At 65.1% G+C, this 20,638-nt stretch carries 20 protein-coding genes; 6 read left to right on the plus strand and 14 right to left on the minus strand.

Annotated elements, in window-relative coordinates:
• The 5 genes from nqrE to AB0T83_RS06015 are packed head-to-tail and all read right to left on the minus strand — an operon-like array spanning position 1 to position 4,615.
• A complete protein-coding gene (gene nqrE / locus AB0T83_RS05995) occupies positions 1–609 on the minus strand; it encodes an NADH:ubiquinone reductase (Na(+)-transporting) subunit E (RefSeq protein WP_366192137.1) in 609 nt (202 codons plus the stop codon).
• The gene (locus AB0T83_RS06000; protein ID WP_193142190.1) at positions 609–1,262 is read right to left on the minus strand and encodes an NADH:ubiquinone reductase (Na(+)-transporting) subunit D; all 654 of its coding nucleotides are present in this window, start codon (positions 1,260–1,262) and stop codon (positions 609–611) included. Before AB0T83_RS06000 ends, nqrE begins: the two co-directional genes overlap by 1 nt.
• A complete protein-coding gene (locus tag AB0T83_RS06005; RefSeq protein WP_435891145.1) occupies positions 1,262–2,074 on the minus strand; it encodes a Na(+)-translocating NADH-quinone reductase subunit C in 813 nt (270 codons plus the stop codon). Before AB0T83_RS06005 ends, AB0T83_RS06000 begins: the two co-directional genes overlap by 1 nt.
• Entirely contained in the window at positions 2,067–3,263 is a 1,197-nt protein-coding gene (locus AB0T83_RS06010) for an NADH:ubiquinone reductase (Na(+)-transporting) subunit B (protein WP_366192138.1), read from the minus strand. Before AB0T83_RS06010 ends, AB0T83_RS06005 begins: the two co-directional genes overlap by 8 nt.
• A gap of 2 nt (positions 3,264–3,265) precedes the next feature.
• Positions 3,266–4,615: a Na(+)-translocating NADH-quinone reductase subunit A gene (locus AB0T83_RS06015; RefSeq protein ID WP_366192139.1), complete on the minus strand. Its 1,350-nt coding sequence runs from the start codon at positions 4,613–4,615 to the stop codon at positions 3,266–3,268.
• A gap of 301 nt (positions 4,616–4,916) precedes the next feature.
• On the opposite strand from AB0T83_RS06015, the gene AB0T83_RS06020 reads away from it, so the two are divergent.
• Positions 4,917–5,936 (plus strand): FAD:protein FMN transferase, encoded by a 1,020-nt coding sequence (locus AB0T83_RS06020; protein WP_366192140.1) that lies wholly within the window; start codon positions 4,917–4,919, stop codon positions 5,934–5,936.
• A gap of 21 nt (positions 5,937–5,957) precedes the next feature.
• Positions 5,958–6,221: a (Na+)-NQR maturation NqrM gene (gene nqrM / locus AB0T83_RS06025; RefSeq protein ID WP_366192141.1), complete on the plus strand. Its 264-nt coding sequence runs from the start codon at positions 5,958–5,960 to the stop codon at positions 6,219–6,221.
• Between the two features lie 15 nt (positions 6,222–6,236).
• Here the strand turns inward: nqrM and AB0T83_RS06030 are convergent, their stop codons facing one another.
• The 4 genes from AB0T83_RS06030 to AB0T83_RS06045 form a co-directional block, all read right to left on the minus strand.
• Complete coding sequence (locus AB0T83_RS06030) at positions 6,237–6,434, minus strand: hypothetical protein (RefSeq protein WP_366192142.1); 198 nt, start codon at positions 6,432–6,434, stop codon at positions 6,237–6,239.
• A gap of 10 nt (positions 6,435–6,444) precedes the next feature.
• Positions 6,445–6,978: a CBS domain-containing protein gene (locus AB0T83_RS06035; protein WP_366192143.1), complete on the minus strand. Its 534-nt coding sequence runs from the start codon at positions 6,976–6,978 to the stop codon at positions 6,445–6,447.
• A 112-nt stretch (positions 6,979–7,090) separates the two neighbouring features.
• A complete protein-coding gene (locus AB0T83_RS06040; protein ID WP_366192144.1) occupies positions 7,091–8,209 on the minus strand; it encodes an acetoin utilization protein AcuC in 1,119 nt (372 codons plus the stop codon).
• Complete coding sequence (locus AB0T83_RS06045; RefSeq protein WP_435891146.1) at positions 8,199–8,717, minus strand: glutathione peroxidase; 519 nt, start codon at positions 8,715–8,717, stop codon at positions 8,199–8,201. The genes AB0T83_RS06040 and AB0T83_RS06045 overlap by 11 nt, the downstream gene beginning before the upstream one ends.
• Before the next feature lie 146 nt (positions 8,718–8,863).
• Here AB0T83_RS06045 and AB0T83_RS06050 point away from each other — a divergent pair, with 146 nt between their 5' ends.
• From AB0T83_RS06050 to ptsP, 4 genes are all read left to right on the plus strand, one after another.
• Complete coding sequence (locus AB0T83_RS06050) at positions 8,864–9,340, plus strand: NUDIX hydrolase (protein WP_366192145.1); 477 nt, start codon at positions 8,864–8,866, stop codon at positions 9,338–9,340.
• A 52-nt stretch (positions 9,341–9,392) separates the two neighbouring features.
• Positions 9,393–9,863, plus strand: coding sequence for a DUF1178 family protein (locus AB0T83_RS06055; RefSeq protein WP_366192146.1), 471 nt, complete (start codon positions 9,393–9,395; stop codon positions 9,861–9,863).
• Positions 9,864–9,964: 101 nt separating this feature from the next.
• Positions 9,965–11,206 (plus strand): aspartate kinase, encoded by a 1,242-nt coding sequence (locus AB0T83_RS06060; RefSeq protein WP_366192147.1) that lies wholly within the window; start codon positions 9,965–9,967, stop codon positions 11,204–11,206.
• 9 nt (positions 11,207–11,215) lie between these two features.
• A complete protein-coding gene (gene ptsP, locus AB0T83_RS06065; protein WP_366192148.1) occupies positions 11,216–13,456 on the plus strand; it encodes a phosphoenolpyruvate--protein phosphotransferase in 2,241 nt (746 codons plus the stop codon).
• Positions 13,457–13,463: 7 nt separating this feature from the next.
• Here ptsP and AB0T83_RS06070 read toward each other — a convergent pair whose 3' ends face one another.
• From AB0T83_RS06070 to AB0T83_RS06090, 5 genes are all read right to left on the minus strand, one after another.
• The gene (locus tag AB0T83_RS06070; RefSeq protein WP_366192149.1) at positions 13,464–13,970 is read right to left on the minus strand and encodes a GNAT family N-acetyltransferase; all 507 of its coding nucleotides are present in this window, start codon (positions 13,968–13,970) and stop codon (positions 13,464–13,466) included.
• A gap of 63 nt (positions 13,971–14,033) precedes the next feature.
• The gene (locus AB0T83_RS06075) at positions 14,034–14,621 is read right to left on the minus strand and encodes a DUF924 family protein (RefSeq protein ID WP_366192150.1); all 588 of its coding nucleotides are present in this window, start codon (positions 14,619–14,621) and stop codon (positions 14,034–14,036) included.
• Between the two features lie 52 nt (positions 14,622–14,673).
• A complete protein-coding gene (locus AB0T83_RS06080; protein WP_366192151.1) occupies positions 14,674–16,014 on the minus strand; it encodes an MFS transporter in 1,341 nt (446 codons plus the stop codon).
• A gap of 206 nt (positions 16,015–16,220) precedes the next feature.
• Entirely contained in the window at positions 16,221–17,282 is a 1,062-nt protein-coding gene (gene queA / locus AB0T83_RS06085) for a tRNA preQ1(34) S-adenosylmethionine ribosyltransferase-isomerase QueA (protein ID WP_366192152.1), read from the minus strand.
• Positions 17,283–17,303: 21 nt separating this feature from the next.
• Positions 17,304–20,594: an AsmA-like C-terminal region-containing protein gene (locus AB0T83_RS06090; RefSeq protein WP_366192153.1), complete on the minus strand. Its 3,291-nt coding sequence runs from the start codon at positions 20,592–20,594 to the stop codon at positions 17,304–17,306.
• Between the last annotated feature and the right edge of the window lie 44 nt (positions 20,595–20,638).

A 20,638-nucleotide genomic window follows, 5' to 3' on the forward strand; every position in this document is an offset into this window, starting at 1 on the left:
TTACAGTTTGACGCCCGAGAAGGACATGAAGCCCATGGCCATCAATCCCGCGGTGATGAAGGTGATGCCAAGGCCCTGAAGCCCGTCCGGAATGTCGGAGTATTTCAGCTTCTCGCGCACCCCGGCCATGGCGGTGATGGCCAGGGCCCAGCCGATGCCCGAGGCGATGCCGTAGGTGACCGATTCCGGGAAGTTGTAGTCCCGTTCCACCATGAACAGCGAGCCGCCCAGAATGGCGCAGTTCACCGTGATCAGCGGCAGGAAGATCCCCAGCGCGTTGTAGAGCGGCGGGAAGAAGCGATCGAGCACCATTTCAAGGATCTGCACCATGGCCGCGATCACGCCGATATAGGAGATCAGGCCAAGGAAGGTCAGGTCCACATCCGGAAATCCGGCCCAGCCAAGGGCACCGGGGGCCAGCAGATAGGTCAGGATCAGGTTGTTGGCGGGCACCGTGATCGCCTGCACGACGATAACCGAGATGCCAAGTCCCAAAGCGGTCGTGATCTTCTTCGACACGGCGATGAAGGTACACATGCCCAGGAAGAAGGAAAGCGCCAGGTTTTCAACGAAAATCGCCTTTACGGCGAGTGACAACAGGCCATCCATCAGTGGGCCTCCACGCTTTGGATCTTGTACTCACGCGCCTCGACCTGTTCCGGCTTCCAGCTGCGGAAGGCCCAGATCAGAAGACCGATGACGAAGAAGGCCGACGGCGGCAGCAGCAGCAGGCCGTTGGGGACATACCATCCGCCGTTGTTCACGGTCTGCAGGATGGTCACGCCAAACAGGCTGCCCGAGCCGAACAACTCGCGGATCACGCCGACCAGCATCAGGATCAGGCCATAGCCCAGCCCGTTGCCGATGCCGTCGATCAGCGAGGCGACCGGCGGGTTCTTCATGGCAAAGGCCTCGGCCCGGCCCATCACGATGCAGTTGGTGATGATCAGGCCCACGAAGACCGACAAGGTTTTCGAGATCTGGAAGGCATAGGCTTTCAGGATCTGGTCCACCAGGATCACCAGCGAGGCGATGATGACCATCTGCACGATGATCCGGATCGAACTGGGGATATGATTGCGCAGGGTCGAGATGAAGAAGCTCGACAGGCCGGTCACAGCCGTCACCGCCAAGGTCATCACGAAGGCCACCTGCAGCGAGGACGTCACCGCCAGAGCGGAACAGATGCCCAGAACCTGCAGGGTGATCGGGTTGTTGTCGACCAACGGATCGACAAGGAGTTCCTTTGTCTTCTGGGCCATTACACGTTCCCCCCGGCCAGATTTTCAAGGTAGGGCGCAAAGCCCTGCTGCCCCATCCAGAAGCGCACCAGATTGTCCACACCGACCGAGGTCAGCGTCGCACCGGCCAATGCATCGACGTGATAGTCTTCCTGGCCGGTGGCCGTGGTCTTGGAGACGGTGATTTTCAGATCGCCCTGGTCGTCGCGCAGCTTCTTGCCGCTCCACTGGGTTTTCCAGCGCGGGTTGTCCACTTCGCCGCCCAGACCGGGGGTCTCGGCGTGGTCATAGAACTGCAGGCCGTAGATGTCGTTGCCGTTCTCTTCCAGCGCGATGAAACCGTACAGCGTCGACCACAGGCCGTAGCCGTAGATCGGCAGGATCACCTTGTCGAGGTTCCCGGCGTCGTCTTTCAGCAGATAGACGGTGGCGTATTTGCCCTGGCGGCCAATGCCGGCCGGATCGTCGTCCAATTCCACCGACATGGCCGGATCGGAGGCCGCGCCAATGTCGTCGAAGGTCGTGGCGTCCACCACATCGGTGTAGGTGCCGGTTTCGATCTCGACCACGCGCGGTTCGAACTGGCTGAAGGCGTCGGCGACGTTCATGCCGTCCTCGTATAGCCCGGCGACCTGCAGGATGTTCTTCTGCTTGTCGAGAAGCTTGTTGGCCTCTTGCACAGGGCGCAGCGACACCGCCGCGACCGAGACGATCATCGAGGCCACAAGACAGACCGCGACCGCCACGAAGATGGTCTTGGGAATGGAATCCGTCGGCAGAGCCTTGAACCGGGCGATGAATCCGCCCTTGGGGTCATTGGACATGTCAGACATGGCGCTTGGCCCTTCTTGCGATATTCGCGCGCACGACGAAGTGGTCGATGAGCGGCGCGAAGATGTTGGCGAACAGGATGGCAAGCATCATGCCTTCCGGGAAGGCCGGGTTCACGACGCGGATCATCACGACCATGAAGCCGATCAGCGCGCCATAGATGTAGCGGCCCATGTTGGTGTGGCTGGCCGAGACCGGTTCGGTCACCATGAAGGCCAGACCGAAGGCATAGCCGCCCAGCACCAGATGCCAGTACCACGGCATCGCGAACATCGGGTTGCTGTCCGATCCGATCAGGTTCAGCAGGGTCGAAAACGCGATCATGCCGCCCAGACAGCCGACGATCAGCCGCCAGTTGGCAATCCGCGTGGCCAGCAGGAAGGCCAGCCCCAGCATCGCCGCCAGGGTCGAGGTTTCGCCAAGACAGCCCTGGATCGTGCCGATGAAGGCGTCCATCCAGGTGATGCCGTGTCCGACCAGCGCCTGGTAGCCTTCCGAGGCCGACACCGCCAGCGCCGTTGCGCCCGAGAAGCCGTCCACCGGGGTCCAGACCGAGTCGCCCGACATTTGCGCCGGATAGGCGAAATACAGGAAGGCGCGCCCGACCAGCGCAGGGTTGAGGAAGTTCTTGCCGGTGCCGCCAAAGACTTCCTTGCCGATCACCACCCCGAAGGAAATCCCCAGGGCGACCTGCCACAGCGGCGCCGAGGCCGGCAGGATCAGCGTGTAAAGCATTGAAGTAACGAGAAAACCTTCATTCACTTCGTGCCGGCGCACGGTGGCGAACAGGATCTCCCAGAAACCACCCACCGCCAGCGTGACGATATAGATCGGCAGGAAGTACATCAGCCCGTGGACGAAATTCGCCAGCGGATTTGACGGGTTATAGCCGAAGATCCCGGCGATGGCGGCGCGCCAGCCGCTGGGGTCCAGCCCCGATGCGATGGCCGCGTTGGCCTGATAGCCCGTGTTCCACAGGCCGATCAGGATGCAGGGGATCGTGGCGATGACCACATAGGTCATGATCCGCTTCATATCCACGAAGCTGCGCGCGTGCGGCGCGGCGGTGGTGACGGTCTTGGGGGTGAAGGCGAAGCTCTCGATCGCTTCGAATACCGGGTAGTAGCGTTCGTATTTGCCGCCCTTCTCGAAAAGCGGCTCGATCCGGTCGAAGTATGCGCGGATGCCCATGCTCAGCCCTCCTTCTCGATCTTGACCAGACTGTCGCGCAGCGCGAGCCCGTATTCATATTTGGCCGGGCAGGAAAAGGAGCACAGCGCGAGGTCTTCCTCGTCCAGCTCCAGTGCACCAAGTTGCTGTGCGGTGTCGGTGTCCATGACCAGAAGCGCGCGCAGCAGTTGCGTCGGCAGGAAGTCCTGCGGCATCAGCGTCTCGAAGGTGCCGGTGGGCACCATGGCGCGGCGGCCACCGTTCATGTTCGAGGTCAGGTCAAACAGTTTGCCCGCCCCCGCCAGCGCCGAGGCCAGCACCGGCTGGACTGCGTATTTGGTGGGTTGCGGTGTGATCCAGCCCAGCACCATCTTCTTGGTATCTTCGGTGATCAGCGTCACCTGACGGGCATAGCGGCCCAGGAAGGCAAAAGGCCCCTCGCCCAAACGCCCGGTCAGGATCGATCCGGAAATGACCCGCACCGGCTCATCGCCCGCGATTTCGCCGTCGATCAGATCGGCCAGCGCCGCGCCCATGGTGGTGCGCAGCAGCCGCGGCGCCTTGGCGCGCGGTCCGGCCAGCGAAATCACCCGCTCGGGGTTGAGAAAGCCGGTCGCGAACAGCCGCCCGATGGCGACCACATCCTGATAGCCGATGCTCCAGACCACGCGGTCGTTGCTGGGCGGCATCAGGAAATGCATATGGGTTCCGGCCAGCCCAGCCGGATGCGGTCCCGAAAACTCGTGCGTTTCAACACCGGCCACGCCGCCGGACAGATCCTCGCCCGGATCCTGGCACAGATAGGTCGGACCTTCGGTCAGCCGGGTCAGCGCCACCAGTCCGCGCTGGAAATCCTCGACCGCGCCCTCCAGCACCAGCCGGGCGTCGGGCGCCAGCGGTTCGCTGTCCATGGCGGTCACGAAGATCGCCGCAGGCGTGGTATCGGCAGCAGGGATCCTGGAATAGGGCCGCGTGCGCAACGAGGTCCACAGGCCCGAGGCCTGCAGTTTGCCGGCCACCGCATCGCGGTCCAGCGTGGCCGGATCGGCCGCCCCGAAGTCAATCCCGGTGTCCTCGGCGTCCGAGACGTCGATCACCACGCTTTGCAGCACCCGGCGCGCGCCGCGATTGATGGCGCGCACGCGGCCACTCATCGGCGCGGTGAAGACCACATCGGGGCTGTCCTTGTGGCAGTACAGCGGAGTTCCACGGGAAACCTCGTCGCCCTCGGCCACCAGCATCTTGGGCTTCAGGCCAATGGTGTCATCCCCGATGACGGCAACGGCCGTCGGGGGCGAGGCAAGGTCGATACGAGGCTCGGGCGCGCCCTCGATGGGCAGGTCGAGACCTTTCTTCAGCACATGATGAGGCATTTTCGGCGGGCTGAACCTATTGCTACGTCGTTATTGTATACTCGGGTATACCCTTACGGCAAACCCGTCGAGGCGTGTATGTGGCGAAACATCCGACCGCAAGGGCGGGTCCGTGCTTCAAGTTGCCATACTTTCAGACTCATTTGGATTTGAACATGCGACGATGGCGACCAAAGCCGCATGATTTTCAACTTGCCCGGCTTGGGCGCGGGTCCAGTGGCGCGGATCGGGACATTTCAACCGCTTGACTTGCAAGGGGTCTGGTGACACATCGCGCAAAACCCCAACGCGGAGCTCTCCCATGCGCCCGGCCCTGCTTCTTGCCGTCGCCACCCTGCCGCTGGCAGGCTGCCTGTTCGACGACACCCCCGAGACCCTGAAGATCAGCGGCAAGACCATGGGCACGACCTATAACATCACGGTCGTGGATGCGCCGGACGGCACCACCACCGATGACCTTGTCGACCGCATCGAGACCGTTCTGGCCGATGTGAACGGCAAGATGTCGAACTGGGATCCCAACTCCGAAGTCAGCCTGTTCAACGCGGCACTGTCGACCGAAGCGGTCACGGTCTCGGCCCCCTTTGCGCAGGTGCTGAGTGCGGCGAATGACATTCACCAACTCAGCGGCGGGAAATTCGACGTGACCCTCGCGCCGTTGATCGACCTGTGGGGGTTCGGCGCCAAGAAGCCCGGCGATCCGATCCCGTCGGACGCAGACATCGCCCAGGCCCTGAAGTCCGTCGGCCAGTCCGCCTTGTTGGAGCTGGACGGCACCACCCTGCGCAAGGTGCAGCCCGAGGTGTCGGTCAACCTGTCGGCCATCGCCAAGGGCTACGGCGTCGATCAGATCGCGGCGGCCCTGCGCGCCGATGGCATCGACCGCTATCTTGTCGAAATCGGCGGCGACCTGGCCGCCGGTGGGTTGAATGCCGAGGATGCGCCGTGGTCGATCGGCATCGAACGTCCCGATGCAGCCAGCCGCACTGTGGAAGAGATCGTGCAGATCTCGGACAAGGGGCTGGCCACCTCGGGGGACTACCGCAACTACTTCGAACAGGATGGCGTGCGCTATTCGCACATCATTGATCCGACCACCGGCAAGCCGGTCACCCATCAGACCGCGTCGATCACCGTGATTGCCCAAACTGCGATGTTGGCCGATGCCTGGGCGACAGCCCTTCTGGTGGTCGGCAGCGAAACCGCGTTCGACATTGCCGCGCAGGCCGGCGTCGCTGTCCTTGCCATCGATCGCAACAACGACCAGTTTGTAAGCCGGACCAGCCCCGCCTTCGACGCCCTTGTGGGCAAGAACGACTGACCCAAACCGGAGACGCGCCCCATGGCCACTTTCGCATTCGCCTTCCTGCTGCTGCTTGCCGTCGTGGTCGCCATGTCGCTGGGGGTCATGCTGATGGGCAAGACGATCAAGGGCAGTTGCGGCGGGCTGAACGCCATCGCGGGCACCGACAAATGCGTCGTCTGTTCGCAGCCCATCGACCCCGACAGCCCGATCCGTGACAAGCTGGACTGCAAGCGCACCTGCAAGAAGGCCGAGGCCATGCGCGCCCAGATCGAGGCCGGGATCGACGACTCCAAAGCCTGACAACGGGACCGGGGTCTAGGGCCCAACGCCGCGCATTGGAAGAAACGCCAGCGCCGAGAACGCCAGCAGCGCGGGCACGGCGAACAGCCATGCCCGAAGAACCCAGCCGTCCGCCTGCAGCTTCCAGTTCGAGCGGAAGGCCTGGCCCGACAGGGCCATGACCACCACCAGACCCACCGCCAGCAGCGGGGACAGGGTCAGATCCTGAAACATGGTGCGGGCCTCAGCCCACGATCATCTGCTTCAGGCGCAGGGCTTCATATTCCAACTCGCTCAGGCGCTTGCGCACCACGTCGCGAATCGAGATCAGGCCGACCATCTTGCCGTCGCCATCGACCACCGGCATGTGCCGGAAGTTGCCGTCCGTCATGGTGCGCAGCACCGACAGCAGCACCTCGTCGGGCTTGCAGGTGATCGGGTCGGCGGTCATCACGTCCTTGACGGTGCCGCCCAGCCAGTCGGTGCTGTCCATGTCGAGCGTGGCGATGATGTCGCGTTCCGACAGGATGCCGCGCAGATCATTGCCTTCGCCGACGACAGCCACGGCGCCAATGCGATTGTCCTTCAGCACGCCCAGGGCCTTGGCCACGGTATCGCCCGGTGAAACCGTGAAAACGTCACCGCCCTTTTCGGCCAGGATATCCGCCACGGTGGCGTGATTGTCCGGCCGTCCCAGGTTCGATGCCTGGTTCTGGGTATAGGTGCGCACGCGTTTCATGTCGCTGGCGCGCGGTCCCTGATAGGATGTTGGGCTCATTTGGAATTTCCTCCGGTCCTCCGAGGGGCGGCCGTTGGGCGCCCCGTCATCTGCCCCGATGGTAGGCACAGCGTCCGGCGGCTCGCAAGTCTTGTTGCGCCGTGGGATCGTGTCACACCATCGTGGTTGAATATGTCGCTGCCATTTGCAGGATTTCGGGGCGGATCGGGCCATTTCGCGGCGCATCCACAAGGGTTGTCCGCCAATGCGGTTCGACCGTGCGGCTGGCGCGCAGGCCGGTCCAGCGCAGGGCCGACAGGATGCGTTCTGCCGCGTCTGGCAGGTGTTCGGGGGCCTCATGCCCGGCCAGCCGTCCCCAGACCCGCGTCCACAGCCGCCCCACGGACCACGGATTGTAGCCGCCGCCGCCCAGAACCATCAGGCGCGGGCTGAGTGGGCGCAACCCGTCGAGAATCGCCAGATGCGCGTTGTTGGACAGGGCCAGCCGCGACATCGGATCTTCCAACAGCGCATCGGCCCCGCATTGCAGCACAACGGCATCAGGCCGGAAATCCGCCACCCGGCGCAGGATCACCGCATCGCGCAGGAAGGCGCATTCGCTGTCGTTGAACCCCGCCGGCACCGGCAGGTTCACCAGGTTGCCCAGCCCCCGGTCGAACAGCGCGCCGGTGCGCGGCCAGCGGTCTGCTTCGTGCAGCGAGACCACCAGCACCGAGGGATCCGCCCTGAACCCGTGGTCCACCCCGTCGCAATGATGCGCGTCGATGTCCACATAGGCCACCCGCGCGGCGCCCTGCCGCTTGAGCGCGAGAATCGCCAGAACCGGATCGTTGAGAAAGCAGAACCCGTTGGCGCGATCCGGAAACCCGTGATGGGTGCCGCCGCCCGGACAATGCACCACCCCGCCCTGTGCCAGCAGGGACGCTGCAAGCATCACGCCCCCGGCCGAGGTCGCGGGACGGCGAAACATCTCGGGGTAGATGGGGTTGGCGGTGGTGCCCAGATGGTGCCGGTCACGGTCGGCCTCGGACACCTGCTGTGTGGCTTCGGCCCGTTGCAGCGCCGCGATATACTCCGGCGTGTGCCACCAGGTCAGCACATCGGGCTTGGCGCGGGGGCTGGTCCGGTACTGGCCGGGCATCAGCCAGCCCAGGGCGCGGCACAGGTCCATTACCTGTGGCACGCGCGGCACCGCCAGCGGATGCCAGCGCCCGTAAGAAGACCCGCGATAAACCTCGGACCCGATGAAAACCGGCGGGTCAGTCGGCAATCATGGCCTCGATCCGCCCGGTGATGGCCTGCGACTGGGGCTCGATGCGCGACCCGAAGGTGGCCGCGATGGTTCCATCCGGGGCCAGCAGGATCTTGTTGAAATTCCAGCTTGGCGTGAATCCTTCGGTCTGGGCCACCCATTTGTAGAACGGATGCGCCTCTTGCCCGCGCACATGGGTGATGTCGGTCATCGGCAGATCCAGATCAAAGTTGATCTCGCAGAATTCCTTGACCTCCTCGGCAACGTCCAGTTCTTGCTGGAAATCATCCGATGGCACCGCCAGAACCACCAGACCGGCGTCACGATACTGATCAAACAGCGCCTGCAACCCGTCGTATTGCGGTGTGAACTTGCACAAGGACGCGGTATTGACCACCAGAACCGGCTGTCCGATCCAATCGTCCAGATCCAGCGTGCCGCCTTCGATGGCGTTGAACTCAAAGGCCCCTGCGGCGGCGGCCATCCCCAGGCTGGCGCAGAAGGTCAGTGCAAGGTGTGGTCTCATGGCGACATCTCCTCTTTTGTCAGAGCTATTTCGGCACCCCCGGCAATCAAGAGCCTTGTGCGCGCCCGCAAAGCCATGGACAGGAGCGGCACAACGCCCCATATTCCGAAGACTCTGAAACACCCCGAAAGGCCTGTCCACCCGTCATGTCCATCCAGAAATTCCCTCAGGTTCCACTGACGCTGGGCGCCGTGCGCAAGGGGGACGTGCGATCCCAGTTCGGCGCGCTGTGCTATCGCATGGATGGCGGCAAGCCCGAAGTGCTTCTGGTGACCAGCCGTGGCACCGGGCGCTGGATCGTGCCGAAGGGATGGCCGATGCCGGGACAGACCCCCGCCGGGACTGCGGCGGTCGAAGCCTATGAGGAAGCCGGGGTCGAGGGCGACGCCCACCCCCAGTGCCTGGGCATCTACTCCTATACCAAGGTGATCGAGGATGGCGAGGATCTGCCCTGCGTGGTCTCGCTGTTTGCCATCAAGGTCAAACGCCTGCTGCCGAAATATCCCGAGGACGATCAGCGCAAGCGCAAGTGGTTCTCGCCCAAACGCGCGGCCGCACTGGTCGATGAGGACGAGTTGCAGCAGATCATTCGACGGTTTGACCCGAAGGTTCTGACCCGCTAGATTTACGCGCTTGTAGACAGTCCGAAGTTTCCAGTCCGGAGGGTGGCCCTGCATGATTTCCTATGCGTTGAAATGCTCGTGCGGGCACCGGTTCGACAGCTGGTTCCAGTCGGGCGCCGCCTTCGACAAGCTGAAGGGCGCGGGCATGGTCACCTGTCCGTCCTGCGGCGGCAGCGATGTGGGCAAGGAACTGATGGCGCCGCGCGTGCGCCCGGCCCGCCACAAGGCCGCCACCCCCGACGCAGGCGCGCCCGAGGTTCCCGAGGCCCCCACCGCACCGGCCCTCTCGGCGCCCGCCAACAGCGAGGTTGCCGAGGCCATCGACAAGCTGCGCCGCGCGGTCGAGGCCAATACCGAGGATGTCGGCAAGAAGTTCGCCACCGAGGCCCGACGCATCCATGAAGGCACTTCGCCGGAACGCGCCATTCGCGGCCAGGCCACGGCCAAGGATGCCAAGTCGCTGATCGATGACGGCATCCCGGTCCTGCCGCTGCCCTTCTCGGATCCCAAAAAGACCAATTGACCCCGTCAATTGCGACCAACCGCGACCGCCCTGCCCTTGCGGCGGCGGACAGGCTTGCTTAAGAGACGGCGGACCATGGACCCGAGGCAGAAGGGGACACAATGCCGATCCTCGTAATGAAATTCGGCGGCACATCGGTTGCGGACCTGGACCGCATCCGCAACGCCGCTGAAAAGGTCCGCGCCGAAGTCGAGCGCGGCTATGACGTCATCGTGATCGTTTCCGCGATGTCGGGAAAGACCAACGAGCTTGTCGGCCTTGTGGAAGGCACCTCGCCGCTGTTTGACGCCCGCGAATACGACGCGGTGGTCAGCTCGGGCGAGAATGTGACCGCCGGACTGATGTCCCTGACCCTGCAGGAAATGGGCATCCCGGCGCGCAGCTGGCAAGGCTGGCAGGTTCCGGTGAAAACCACCTCGGCCCATTCCGCCGCGCGGATCGAGGATATCCCGCGCGATCACATCGACCAGAAGTTTGCCGAAGGCATGCGCGTGGCGGTGATCGCGGGTTTCCAGGGCATCAGTGACGAGGGCCGGATCACCACGCTGGGCCGGGGCGGATCGGACACCACGGCGGTGGCCTTTGCCGCCGCCTTTGCCGCCGAGCGCTGCGATATCTACACCGATGTGAACGGCGTCTACACCACCGACCCGCGCATCACCAAGAAGGCGCGCAAGCTGGACAGGATCGCGCTTGAGGAAATGCTGGAACTGGCCTCGTTGGGCGCCAAGGTTCTGCAAACCCGCTCGGTCGAACTGGCCATGCGGTACAAGGTGCGCCTGCGGGTGCTGTCATCTTTCGAACAGAATACGGAAACGTCCGGCACGCTGGTGTGCGACGAGGAGGAAATCATGGAAAGCAATGTCGTCTCGGGTGTCGCCCATTCGCGTGACGAAGCCAAGATGACCCTGGTCTCGGTCGCCGACCGTCCGGGCATCGCCGCGGCCATCTTCGGCCCGCTGTCCGAAGCCGGCGTGAATGTGGACATGATCGTGCAGAATATCAGTGACGATGGCCGCACCGACATGACGTTCTCCTGCCCCACTGACCAGGTGCTGCGCGCCGAACGCGCCATGACCGAGGCCAAGGAACGCGGCGAGATCAATTTCCACGAGCTGATCGCCGATACCGAGGTCTGCAAGGTGTCGGTGGTGGGCATCGGCATGCGCAGCCATGCGGGCGTCGCCGCGCAGATGTTCAAGGCGCTGCGCGATGAAAACATCAACATCAAGGTGATCTCCACCTCCGAGATCAAGATTTCCGTGCTGATTGACCGGAAATATATGGAACTTGCGGTGCAGGCTCTCCATGATGCCTTCGACTTGCAGGGCAACGACTCCTGATCGGAGACCATGGTTCAGACATCAGAATCCGAAAGCCGGAAACTGCTGGGAAGGCTACGCGAGACGCTGGCCTCCCACGGTGGAGAACAGGAACGTCTGAACCGGGTCACGCATCTGATCGCGGATTCGATGCGGACCGAAGTGTGTTCGGTCTACCTGTTCCGCGACAATGACACGCTGGAACTGTGCGCCACCGAGGGTCTGAAGCCCGACGCGGTGCACAAGACACGGATGCGGCTGGGCGAAGGTCTGGTCGGCAAGGTCGCGGCCACGTCCAACCCGATCAACACGGCAAATGCCCCGCAGGCGCCGGGGTTCCGTTTCATGCCGGAAACCGGGGAAGAGGTGTACAGCTCGTTCCTGGGGGTTCCGATCCAGCGACTGGGCCAGCGCGTCGGCGTGCTGGTGGTGCAGTCGAAAGAGGCGCGCAGTTTCTCCGACGACGAGGTTTACGCGCTGGAAGTCGTGGCCATGGTTCTGGCCGAGATGACCGAACTGGGCGCGATCCTGGGCGACAGCGACAGCCTGACACCGCTGCACAAGCGCGCACAGGTCTTCCGCGGCGTGGTCGGGCAAGAGGGCAGCGCCGAGGGCCGGGTCTTCCTGCACGATCCCCGCGTCGTGGTCACCAATCCCATCGGCGACGATCCCGAGGTCGAGGCCCAGCGGCTGCGCGATGCCATCGAGACCCTGCGGGTGTCTGTCGACGACATGCTGGCCACCGCCAAGACCGGCGGCGGCGAGCATCTGGAGGTTCTGGAAGCCTACCGTATGTTCGCCAACTCCAAGGGCTGGCTGCGCCGCATGGACGAGGACATCGCGCGCGGCCTGTCGGCCGAGGCGGCGGTGGAGAAAGAACAATCCACCGCGCAGGCCCGGATGCGCTCGGTCCCCGATGCCTATCTGCGCGAACGGCTGCACGATCTGGACGACCTGTCCAACCGCCTTTTGCGCATCCTGACCGGTCAGGGCCGCGACACCGGCGCCGCACGGCCCGACGATGCCATACTGGTGGCCCGCAACATCGGTCCCGGTGAATTGCTGGAATACGGCCGCACCCTGAAGGGCATCGTTCTGGAAGAGGGCTCGGTCGGCAGCCATGCCGCCGTGATCGCCCGCGCCTGGGCGGTGCCGCTGGTCATCAACGCCGACCGCATCACCACCGAAGCGCTGAACGGCGATCAGATCCTTGTGGATGGCGATCAGGGGGTCGTGCATCTGCGCCCCGACGACTCGGTGAAAAGCGCGTTCCGCGACAAGCTGGCGATGCAGGCCAAGGCGCAGGAGCGCTATTCCTCGATCCGGGACTGCAAGGCCGAAACCAAATGCGGCGCGGTGGTGCGGCTGGACATGAACGCGGGGCTGATGGCCGATCTGCCCAGCCTTCGCGATTCCGGGGCCGAGGGCGTCGGCCTGTTTCGCACCGAATTGCAGTTCCTGATCCGCTCGAAAGTGCCGCGCCGCGGCGACCTGGCCGCGCTCTATTCGCGGGTGATGGATGCCGCCGACGGGCGCCGCGTGGCCTTCCGGACCCTCGACATCGGCTCGGACAAGGTGCTGCCCTACATGAAGCCCACCGAAGAACCCAACCCGGCGCTCGGTTGGCGGGCGATCCGGGTGGGGCTGGACAAGAAGGGCGTCATGCGGATGCAGCTTCAGGCGCTGATCCGCGCCTCGAAGGGCCGCCCGCTGACGGTGATGTTTCCTTTCATCGCCCAGTTTTCGGAATTCCGCGAAGCCCGCCAGATCCTGTTGGACGAGATGGAGAAAGAGGACCGCCTGGGTCACACCCTGCCTGAGAAGCTGGAGATCGGGGCGATGCTGGAAACACCCAGTCTGGCCTTCGCGCCGCGCCAGTTCTTCGCCATGGCCGATTTCATCTCGATCGGCGGCAATGACCTGAAGCAGTTCTTTTTCGCCGCCGACCGCGAGAACGAACGGGTGCGGCGGCGCTATGACACGCTGAACGTCAGCTTTCTCAGCTTCATCGAGCAGATCGTGAACCGCTGCCGCGACACCGGCACCCCGGTCTCTTTCTGCGGCGAGGATGCGGGCCGCCCGGTCGAGGCCCTGTGCTTTGCCGCCATGGGCCTGCGGGCGCTGTCGATGCGGCCGGCGTCGGTCGGGCCGGTGAAGCACCTGCTGCGGCAATCGGATCTGCACGATGTGCGGCGGGTGATCGAAATGGCCCGTGCCCAGGGCGACCAGTCGGTGCGTCCGGCAGTGACCGAATACCTCAGCAACGCCTGATGTTGCCCTAACCCGCCGGATAGATCGCCTCGGGCGCGCGTTCGACCTTGCCCGTCACACCGCTCCAGGCTCCGTCCACCAGCGGCAGGCCCAGCACCCGTTCGGGGTTGGTGGGCGGCGGCATCGCGACACCCCTCAGCCGTTCGAAGCCGAAGCGGCGGTAATAATCATAGTCCCCGACCAGCAGGACCCGGCTCCAGCCCTGGGCAGCGGCGGCGGCATTTCCGTCGCGGATCAGGACGCCGCCCAGCCCCTCGCCCTGCCGGGTGGGGTGCACGGCCACCGGCCCCAGCAGAACCGCATAGCGGGTGCCGATGCGGACCGGCCAATAGCGGATTGCACCGGCCAGGATGCCGTCGCCATCGCGGGCCAGCAGTGACAGTCCCGGTACCGGCGGCACCCCGTCGCGCAGCCGGTAGGACGACAGCGCCTCGCGCGCGGGCGCGAAGCACAGGTCATACAAAGCTTCGACCTCCCACCAGTCGGCCGGTGTTTCGCTGTTGAGTTGATACACGGCACCCCGCCCCCGCTATTGACGCAGGCCACGGCGTGGCCTGCAGTCAAATGTGCGGGGTGATTACGCGCTGGCTTTCAGAGAGTCCACGACGGACCCGTAGCCGCCCGACTTCAGGAAGCTTTTTTCAACTTCCGTCGTGGCCCGGCCCAGATCGGTGTTGCGATGCGGGAAGCGCCCGAAGCGACGGATCACCTCGCGATGCGCACGGGCATGAACCAGCCCCTCGGTGGAGTCCGGCATCCGTGTGATGGCCAGGCGTACGGCGCGATCCTGATCCACAAGGCATTCCGAATGGCGCAGCGGCAGGTAGAAAAACTGCCGCACCGGGCCTTCGACCTTCAGATCCCAATTCTTGTCGATGGCGCATTTGGCGCGCGCACGGGCCATGGCATCGGTGGCGAAGGCACGAGCGTCATTGCGGAACATGTTGCGCGGGAACTGGTCGGTGAGGATCAGGAACGCCAGCGTGCTGCGCGGCGTCGGTGTCCAGCCCGGCCAGCCATGCTCGCGCACTTCGGTCCACATGCTTTCCCATCGTTTCCGGATTTCCGCGTCAAGATCATCGCTTTGACGATACCAGCTCTCAGGGCTGATCTCTTCGGTCCAGAACCGCAGAATTTCCTCTGCCGGGGCTGCCTCGCGTGTCATGGTCGTTTTCCCAATTTGTGTGACATCAGCGTTACAAGTGAATCCGGTTTGGTCAAGATTTTACCGGATGAAGGGTTACTTCTTCGTCTTCAAGGGGTTCGGGAAGCTCCTCGGGTTCTTCCTCGCCTTCCGGCGCGACGTCGAAGACCGACGGCTCTTCGTCGGACTGATCGACGTAGTAGTCCTGCGCAGCCGTCATCGCCACGGCCGTGGATCCAAGCCCCACCGCAACATAGGTGCCGGAGTCATCGGCGGCGGGCGCCGCACGCCGGAACGTCCGGTAAACGCCATAAAACATCAGGGTGGTCATCAGGGCACCGATGAAAACATAGAACCCTTTTGGTCCGATACCTTCCATCAACCAGCCGGTCAGCAGCGGGCCGCCGATGGCGCCGCAGCCATTCAGGAACATCAGCCGGCCCGAGGCGGCGGCCATGTCCTCGACATGCAGGTGATCGTTGGCATAGGCCAGAACCATGCCGTACAGCGGGTTGGCGGTGCCACCGATCAGGAAGGCCGCCACCAGAATCACCTGGAAACTGCCACCCACAAAGCCCACCACGCTGGCCAGCGCGCCAACGCCGGCCATGACCACGATCAGCTTGCGCCGGTCCATCCGGTCCGACAGGAAGCCCATGGGGAATTGCAGGCACAGCCCGCCCAGATAGATCACCGCCACATAGATCGAGATCTGCGTCACGGTCAGGCCCGCCTGCCCGCCGTAAACCGAGGCCATGCCGAAGATGGCCGAGAACACGCCGCCCAGCAGGGTGACGCCGACACAACTGAGCGGCGCGCGCTGGAAGATCTCGCGGATGCCCATGGGTTTGGTCATTTCATGCGCCGGGGTCGGCGAGGCCGACAGCAGGATCGGCGCAAAGGCGATGGAAACCAGCACCGAAGGAATGACGAACAGCACGAACCCGCCCGGATCCGCCAGGGTCAGCAGCCCCTGCGCCGACACGATGCCCACCATCTGCACCACAAGGTACAGCGACAGGGTCATGCCACGGTTTTCGTTGGTGGCGGCGTTGTTCAGCCAGCTTTCTGCGGTCACATAGACGCCCGAGAAACAGAACCCCATCACCACCCGCAGCAGGATCCAGACCGCCGGGATCGTGACCGAAGGGAACAGGATCAGGATCGCCGAGATCAACGAGGCCAGCGCCGCGAAGACCCGCACATGGCCCACGCGCCGGATCAGGTCCGGCGCATAGCGCGACCCGCCCAGGAATCCCAGGAAGTAGGCCGACATGATCAGCGACATCTCGAAGGTCGAAAACTCTTCCAGCGCGCCGCGAATACCCAGCAGCGTGCCCTGGATGCCGTTGCCCACCATCAGAAGCATCATGCCCAGCAGAAGGGCCCAGGTGCGGGAAAGCGTTTCAATCATGGTTCTACTCGGCATGGGCGACTCGGAAGGCGCGGTTGCCCGCTCCCTAACGCGTTAAATTCTGCGCGGTCATGCTGAAAACGCCGTGATGGATGGATCGTGACCGGCATGTCACAAAGCGTGATCCATTGGCGACGTTCCGGCAGGGTTTCCCGACCTTGCGGGGGGCGGCTCGGCGGGTTCCCGCTGACCGGAGCCGCGTCGGGTCAGTCCCGGTCCGGGATCAGAAGCGAGGCGTCGCCATAGCTGAAGAACCGGTAGCCCGTGTCGATCGCATGGGCATAGACCCGCCGCATGCGCGCGGTGCCCATGAAGGCCGAGACCAGCATCATCAGGGTTGATTTGGGCAGGTGGAAATTGGTCATCAGCGCATCGGCGGCGTGGAAGCGGAAGCCGGGATAGATGAAGATGTCGGTGGGGGCCGCCCAGGGGCGCACCGTGCCGGTCTCGCGCGCGGCGGTTTCGATCAGGCGCAGGGCGGTGGTGCCCACCGGCACGATGCGCCCGCCCGCTGCCTGCGTCGCGGCGATCTCTTCGGCGGCCTGATCGCTGACATCACCCCATTCGGCATGCATCTTGTGCTGGCGCGGATCTTCGACCTTCACCGGCAGAAACGTCCCGGCGCCCACATGCAGCGTCACATGGCTGAACAAGATGCCATGGGCCGCAAGTGCGGCCAGCAAGGGTGGATCGAAATGCAGCGAAGCCGTCGGCGCCGCCACAGCTCCGGTGCGGCGGGCAAACACCGTCTGGTAATCTTCCTTGTCCTGCGCATCCGCCGGGCGCTTGGCGGCAATATAGGGCGGCAAGGGCATTGCGCCCGAGGCCTCCAACGCCTCTTGCAGGGCCGCGCCTGTCTGGTTGACCGCTAGCCGTGCGGTGCCGTCTTCCAGCCGTCCCAGAAAGCGCGCCGCGAAGCCCTCGGCAAAGACGATCTCTTCGCCCTCGGCCAGCTTGCGCAGCGGTTTGACCAGCGCCGTCCAGGTGCCATCGGTCTGCGGTTCCAGCAGCGTGACCTCGATCTTGGCGGTGCCGCTGCCGGACGCCGTCTGGCGGTGCCGAAGGCCGAACAGGCGCGCGGGCAGAACCTTGGTGTCGTTCAGGATCAGCCGGTCGCCCGGGCGCAGGAAATGCGGCAGGTCGCGCACGATGGCGTCGGTCTCGCCGCGCGCATCGGCCACCAGCAGGCGCGCGGCACTGCGCGGGCGCACCGGGCGAGTGGCGATACGGTCTTCGGGCAGGTCGAAATCGAAGTCGTCCAGATGCACGCGGGGCACCTCTTGCTGGGGTTATTGCGCGACCTTCGGCGGGGCGCCGCGGAAGATCTCGCGAATGATGCCCGGCGCTAGCATCGACAGGGGATTGGCCGCAACCTTTGGCGCGTCGAAAGTGCCCCAGACGGTGAAGGTCATGCCGAACAGCCCCTCGCCGCGCCGGGTCATGAAGCGTCCGGCCTGGTTCAGGAAATAGACCGGCGAGACCACGCCCTGCAGCCCCAGTTGCTTGCCGGCCAGATCGATGATGCCCTCGAAGGACATGCCCAGTGACGGTCCCACGGCACTGCCGGCGGCGATCTCGACCCGCCCCGGTGCCAGCCGGAAGTCCGAGCGGATGTCGGTGAAACTGATGCCGGATCCCGACATCTGCTCGAACGCACCGATGACGCTGAGCGCCGAGACGATGCGCATCGCCGGCGAGGTGTCGTGCAGGGCGGTGTTCTTGACCCGCAAACGGCCCGTATAGGTGCCGCGCGCGCCGGTCGGCACCAGACGCAGGTCCAGCGACCCGCCCCGGAAGCCCTCTTCGATTTGTGCCGCGCGCAACACCTGGCCGCTGTCGTTGGAGTTGATCTGTATCTGGGTGCCCTTGGCCGAAGCCGACAGTTTCACCGTCACCGGCACGCGCCCGTTCAGACTGCCGGTCAGCGTGCCATGGGCGCGGCCGGTCAGCTTGCCCTTCGCATTGCGCAGCACCAGCGTGTCGGTGACATGGATCGCATCCAGCGACAGATCCAGCCCCGACAGGGTCGCGCCACCATTGCCGCCGCCCTGCGGTCTGCGGCGCAGGTCCACCTGCCCCGATGTCAGCGCCACCCGCATCCCGCCCGATCCGTTCGATGGCGAGAGCCGACCGGCGGCGTCCAGCCAGTTGCCCAGCTTGAGCTGGCGCAGGCTGACCGTACCGACACCGCCCCCGGCGCGCAGCGGCGCGCGCGCGTCCAATGTCAGGCTGGGCATGCGCAGACGGATTGTCTCCAGAACGCCCTCGGGGCCGAGATACCCGGCCAGCGTCAGGGTGCCGGCCTGACCGGCGGATTTGCGCACTCCCAGCGCCGGGATCGAGATCGTCAGCCCCTGCAGATCGCCGTCCAGCGCCAGTTGCGGTGGCGCGCCTTCCGGCAGATCGACGCGCGCATAGACCGTGCCTGCGCCGCGCGCCGCGTTGCCGGGCAGCTTGAGGCCGAAGGTGTCCGCAAGATCCGCCGTCAATGCGCCTTCGGCCTCCACCTGCGCTGCGGCGCGGGTGCCGTCCGGCTGACGAAACGGCCGCGTGTAGGTGATGGCCAGCGGGTTGCCTTCGACGGTCATCGGCCCCGAGAGGGTCAACGCCTGCGGCGTGGCGTTCAAGGCCAGCCGGTCCGCCGCGACGGCCCGGCCTCCGATCAGCACATCGGTGGCAAAACCGCGCACAGTGCCATCCACCGCCAGGCTGACATCGGGCATCTTCAGCCCACGCTTCAGCGGCAAAGAGAGGTCGATCCCGACCTGCACCGCACCCGTCGCATCCCCCGCCTTCAGCAGCGGGGCCGCTGTCGGCGGCGGGTGGTTGGGATTGCGAAAGCCCGGCGACCCCATCAGCGACAAGGCCCCGGTCACATCGGTGTCTGCCTGAAAACTGGCCGACAGGATCCGGGCGCGGGAATAGAGCGGAGCGATGACGATCCGGCCACCCGACAGGGCGACCGGCGCGCCGTCCTCGGGCGTGACCGTGCCGCCGTCGACCCAGACCTCGAACTGGTCGCCCGCGATCTCGCCATGACCCGAGGCGTCGGTGATCAGCGGCATCCGGGGGGTCGGCGTCATCTGCCCCTTGTCGAAGGCAAAGGTCAGGGCAACATCGGGCCGTCCGGTGCCATCAAAGCGCAGCGCCGCGTGCACGTCGTGCACATGCCCGGACTTGAGGTTCAGATCGACCCATTTGCGCCCGCCCTTGGCGACGGTCAGCGGCCAAAGCTCCAGCAGCGCCCGGGGCTGCAAGTCCGGCACGGTCAGGTTCAGGGCGATCTTCTGATCCGGCCCCGCCAGCCCCGACACCCGTCCGTCGCCGGAAATCAGCAGATCCGCCATCTGGATCGACAGGTCCGACAACCGCAGGACATTGTCGTTGCGGGCATAGGCCAGCGTCGCCCAGACCCCGTCAAACCGGCGCGGCGTGTCGAACAGATCCGGCAGATCCACCGCCAGCGCGGTCAAGGCCACCTGTGCGCCGAACCGGGGACCGCCCTTGGGACCATCGCCGATGCGGTACAGATCGGCGTGTCCGGTCAGGCTGACAGCGGGCGAGGACAGATCCAGATCGGAAACCTCCAGATGCGCGGTGTCCGGGCTGAGCGCCAATCGCGCCCGCAGCCAGTCCAGCGGCAGCCCCTCGGCGCGGCCCGGCATCATCCAGCGCCCTTCGCCCACGGTCAACTCGCCAATGGCGGCGCGCATCCCCCCTTGCCCGTCGGTGCCACCGCTGAGGGTCAGGGACACCGGCGCATCGAAACGCGCCAGCGTTTCCGACAGCGGGGTCTGCCCGGCCAGACCGGCCAGTTGCGCAGGCACGATCCCGCGCAGCAGCAAGCGCGCCTCCAAACCGGCGGCGGGGCTTTGGCTGCTCAGTTGCGCCAGCGCGCCGCCATCGGTGTCCCCCACCTGGCCAAGATCCAGATCCAGCGCCAGCCTTTCGCCGTCGAGGGTGAGACGCAGATAGCCGCCACGGCTTTCCAGAACCTCGGCGCGCAGGGCATCGGCGAAGGTGAAGCCGACCTCCTCGACCCCCAGCGACTGCAGCCCGGTGAACACCGGCAGGTCGAGAAGGCGCCGCACCTCCGCCAGCATCGCATCGGGATTGAGGGCGCCGGTGACCACCTCGCGATTGCCCAGCGACAGGCTGAGAACGCCGTCGGCATCGCGCGACAGGGCGACGGCCAGCCCGCTGGCCCGCACCGCCTTGATCCGCGGCCGCCCCTGAAGCAGGTCGTCCCGGCTGAGCACCAGTTCCAACTGGTCCAGCGACAGGGCGTCGGTTTGCTCGGGATCGCGAAACACCACGCCCGAGGCCACCACCACCGGCACGAACCCCTCGCGCAGGTCCAGCGCCAGGCTGTCGATATGCGCGTCCAGGTCCAGTGCGGCGGATTGGGTGCTGAGATGCTCGGCCACCATTCCGGCCAGCCAGTCCGGCGCCGGTACCGACCCATTGCGGGCGCCCCACAACAGCACTGCCAGAACGACAACCACGATCAGCGCCAGACGCCACGTCCACCGCATCGCCCAGTGCAGGACCGTTCCAAGCCATCGCAACAGAAGTTTCATCGCCGCCACCCTAGCGCGCCGCCAAATCGGCACCAAGCAGGCTC

The organism is Meridianimarinicoccus marinus (assembly GCF_040689105.1).
GTDB lineage: Bacteria > Pseudomonadota > Alphaproteobacteria > Rhodobacterales > Rhodobacteraceae > Meridianimarinicoccus > Meridianimarinicoccus marinus.

Excerpts from the sequence above, each read along its gene's own strand:
- nqrM (WP_366192141.1), top strand. The coding sequence starts at position 5,958 with ATGGCCACTTTCGCATTCGCCTTCCTGCTGCTGCTTGCCGTCGTGGTC.
- AB0T83_RS06090 (WP_366192153.1), bottom strand. The coding sequence starts at position 20,594 with ATGAAACTTCTGTTGCGATGGCTTGGAACGGTCCTGCACTGGGCGATG.
- AB0T83_RS06020 (WP_366192140.1), top strand. The coding sequence starts at position 4,917 with ATGCGCCCGGCCCTGCTTCTTGCCGTCGCCACCCTGCCGCTGGCAGGC.
- AB0T83_RS06050 (WP_366192145.1), top strand. The coding sequence starts at position 8,864 with ATGTCCATCCAGAAATTCCCTCAGGTTCCACTGACGCTGGGCGCCGTG.
- AB0T83_RS06055 (WP_366192146.1), top strand. The coding sequence starts at position 9,393 with ATGATTTCCTATGCGTTGAAATGCTCGTGCGGGCACCGGTTCGACAGC.
- AB0T83_RS06080 (WP_366192151.1), bottom strand. The coding sequence starts at position 16,014 with ATGATTGAAACGCTTTCCCGCACCTGGGCCCTTCTGCTGGGCATGATG.
- AB0T83_RS06000 (WP_193142190.1), bottom strand. The coding sequence starts at position 1,262 with ATGGCCCAGAAGACAAAGGAACTCCTTGTCGATCCGTTGGTCGACAAC.
- AB0T83_RS06010 (WP_366192138.1), bottom strand. The coding sequence starts at position 3,263 with ATGGGCATCCGCGCATACTTCGACCGGATCGAGCCGCTTTTCGAGAAG.
- nqrE (WP_366192137.1), bottom strand. The coding sequence starts at position 609 with ATGGATGGCCTGTTGTCACTCGCCGTAAAGGCGATTTTCGTTGAAAAC.
- AB0T83_RS06035 (WP_366192143.1), bottom strand. The coding sequence starts at position 6,978 with ATGAGCCCAACATCCTATCAGGGACCGCGCGCCAGCGACATGAAACGC.
- AB0T83_RS06060 (WP_366192147.1), top strand. The coding sequence starts at position 9,965 with ATGCCGATCCTCGTAATGAAATTCGGCGGCACATCGGTTGCGGACCTG.
- AB0T83_RS06030 (WP_366192142.1), bottom strand. The coding sequence starts at position 6,434 with ATGTTTCAGGATCTGACCCTGTCCCCGCTGCTGGCGGTGGGTCTGGTG.
- AB0T83_RS06075 (WP_366192150.1), bottom strand. The coding sequence starts at position 14,621 with ATGACACGCGAGGCAGCCCCGGCAGAGGAAATTCTGCGGTTCTGGACC.
- AB0T83_RS06045 (WP_435891146.1), bottom strand. The coding sequence starts at position 8,717 with ATGAGACCACACCTTGCACTGACCTTCTGCGCCAGCCTGGGGATGGCC.
- ptsP (WP_366192148.1), top strand. The coding sequence starts at position 11,216 with ATGGTTCAGACATCAGAATCCGAAAGCCGGAAACTGCTGGGAAGGCTA.
- AB0T83_RS06005 (WP_435891145.1), bottom strand. The coding sequence starts at position 2,074 with ATGTCTGACATGTCCAATGACCCCAAGGGCGGATTCATCGCCCGGTTC.
- AB0T83_RS06015 (WP_366192139.1), bottom strand. The coding sequence starts at position 4,615 with ATGCCTCATCATGTGCTGAAGAAAGGTCTCGACCTGCCCATCGAGGGC.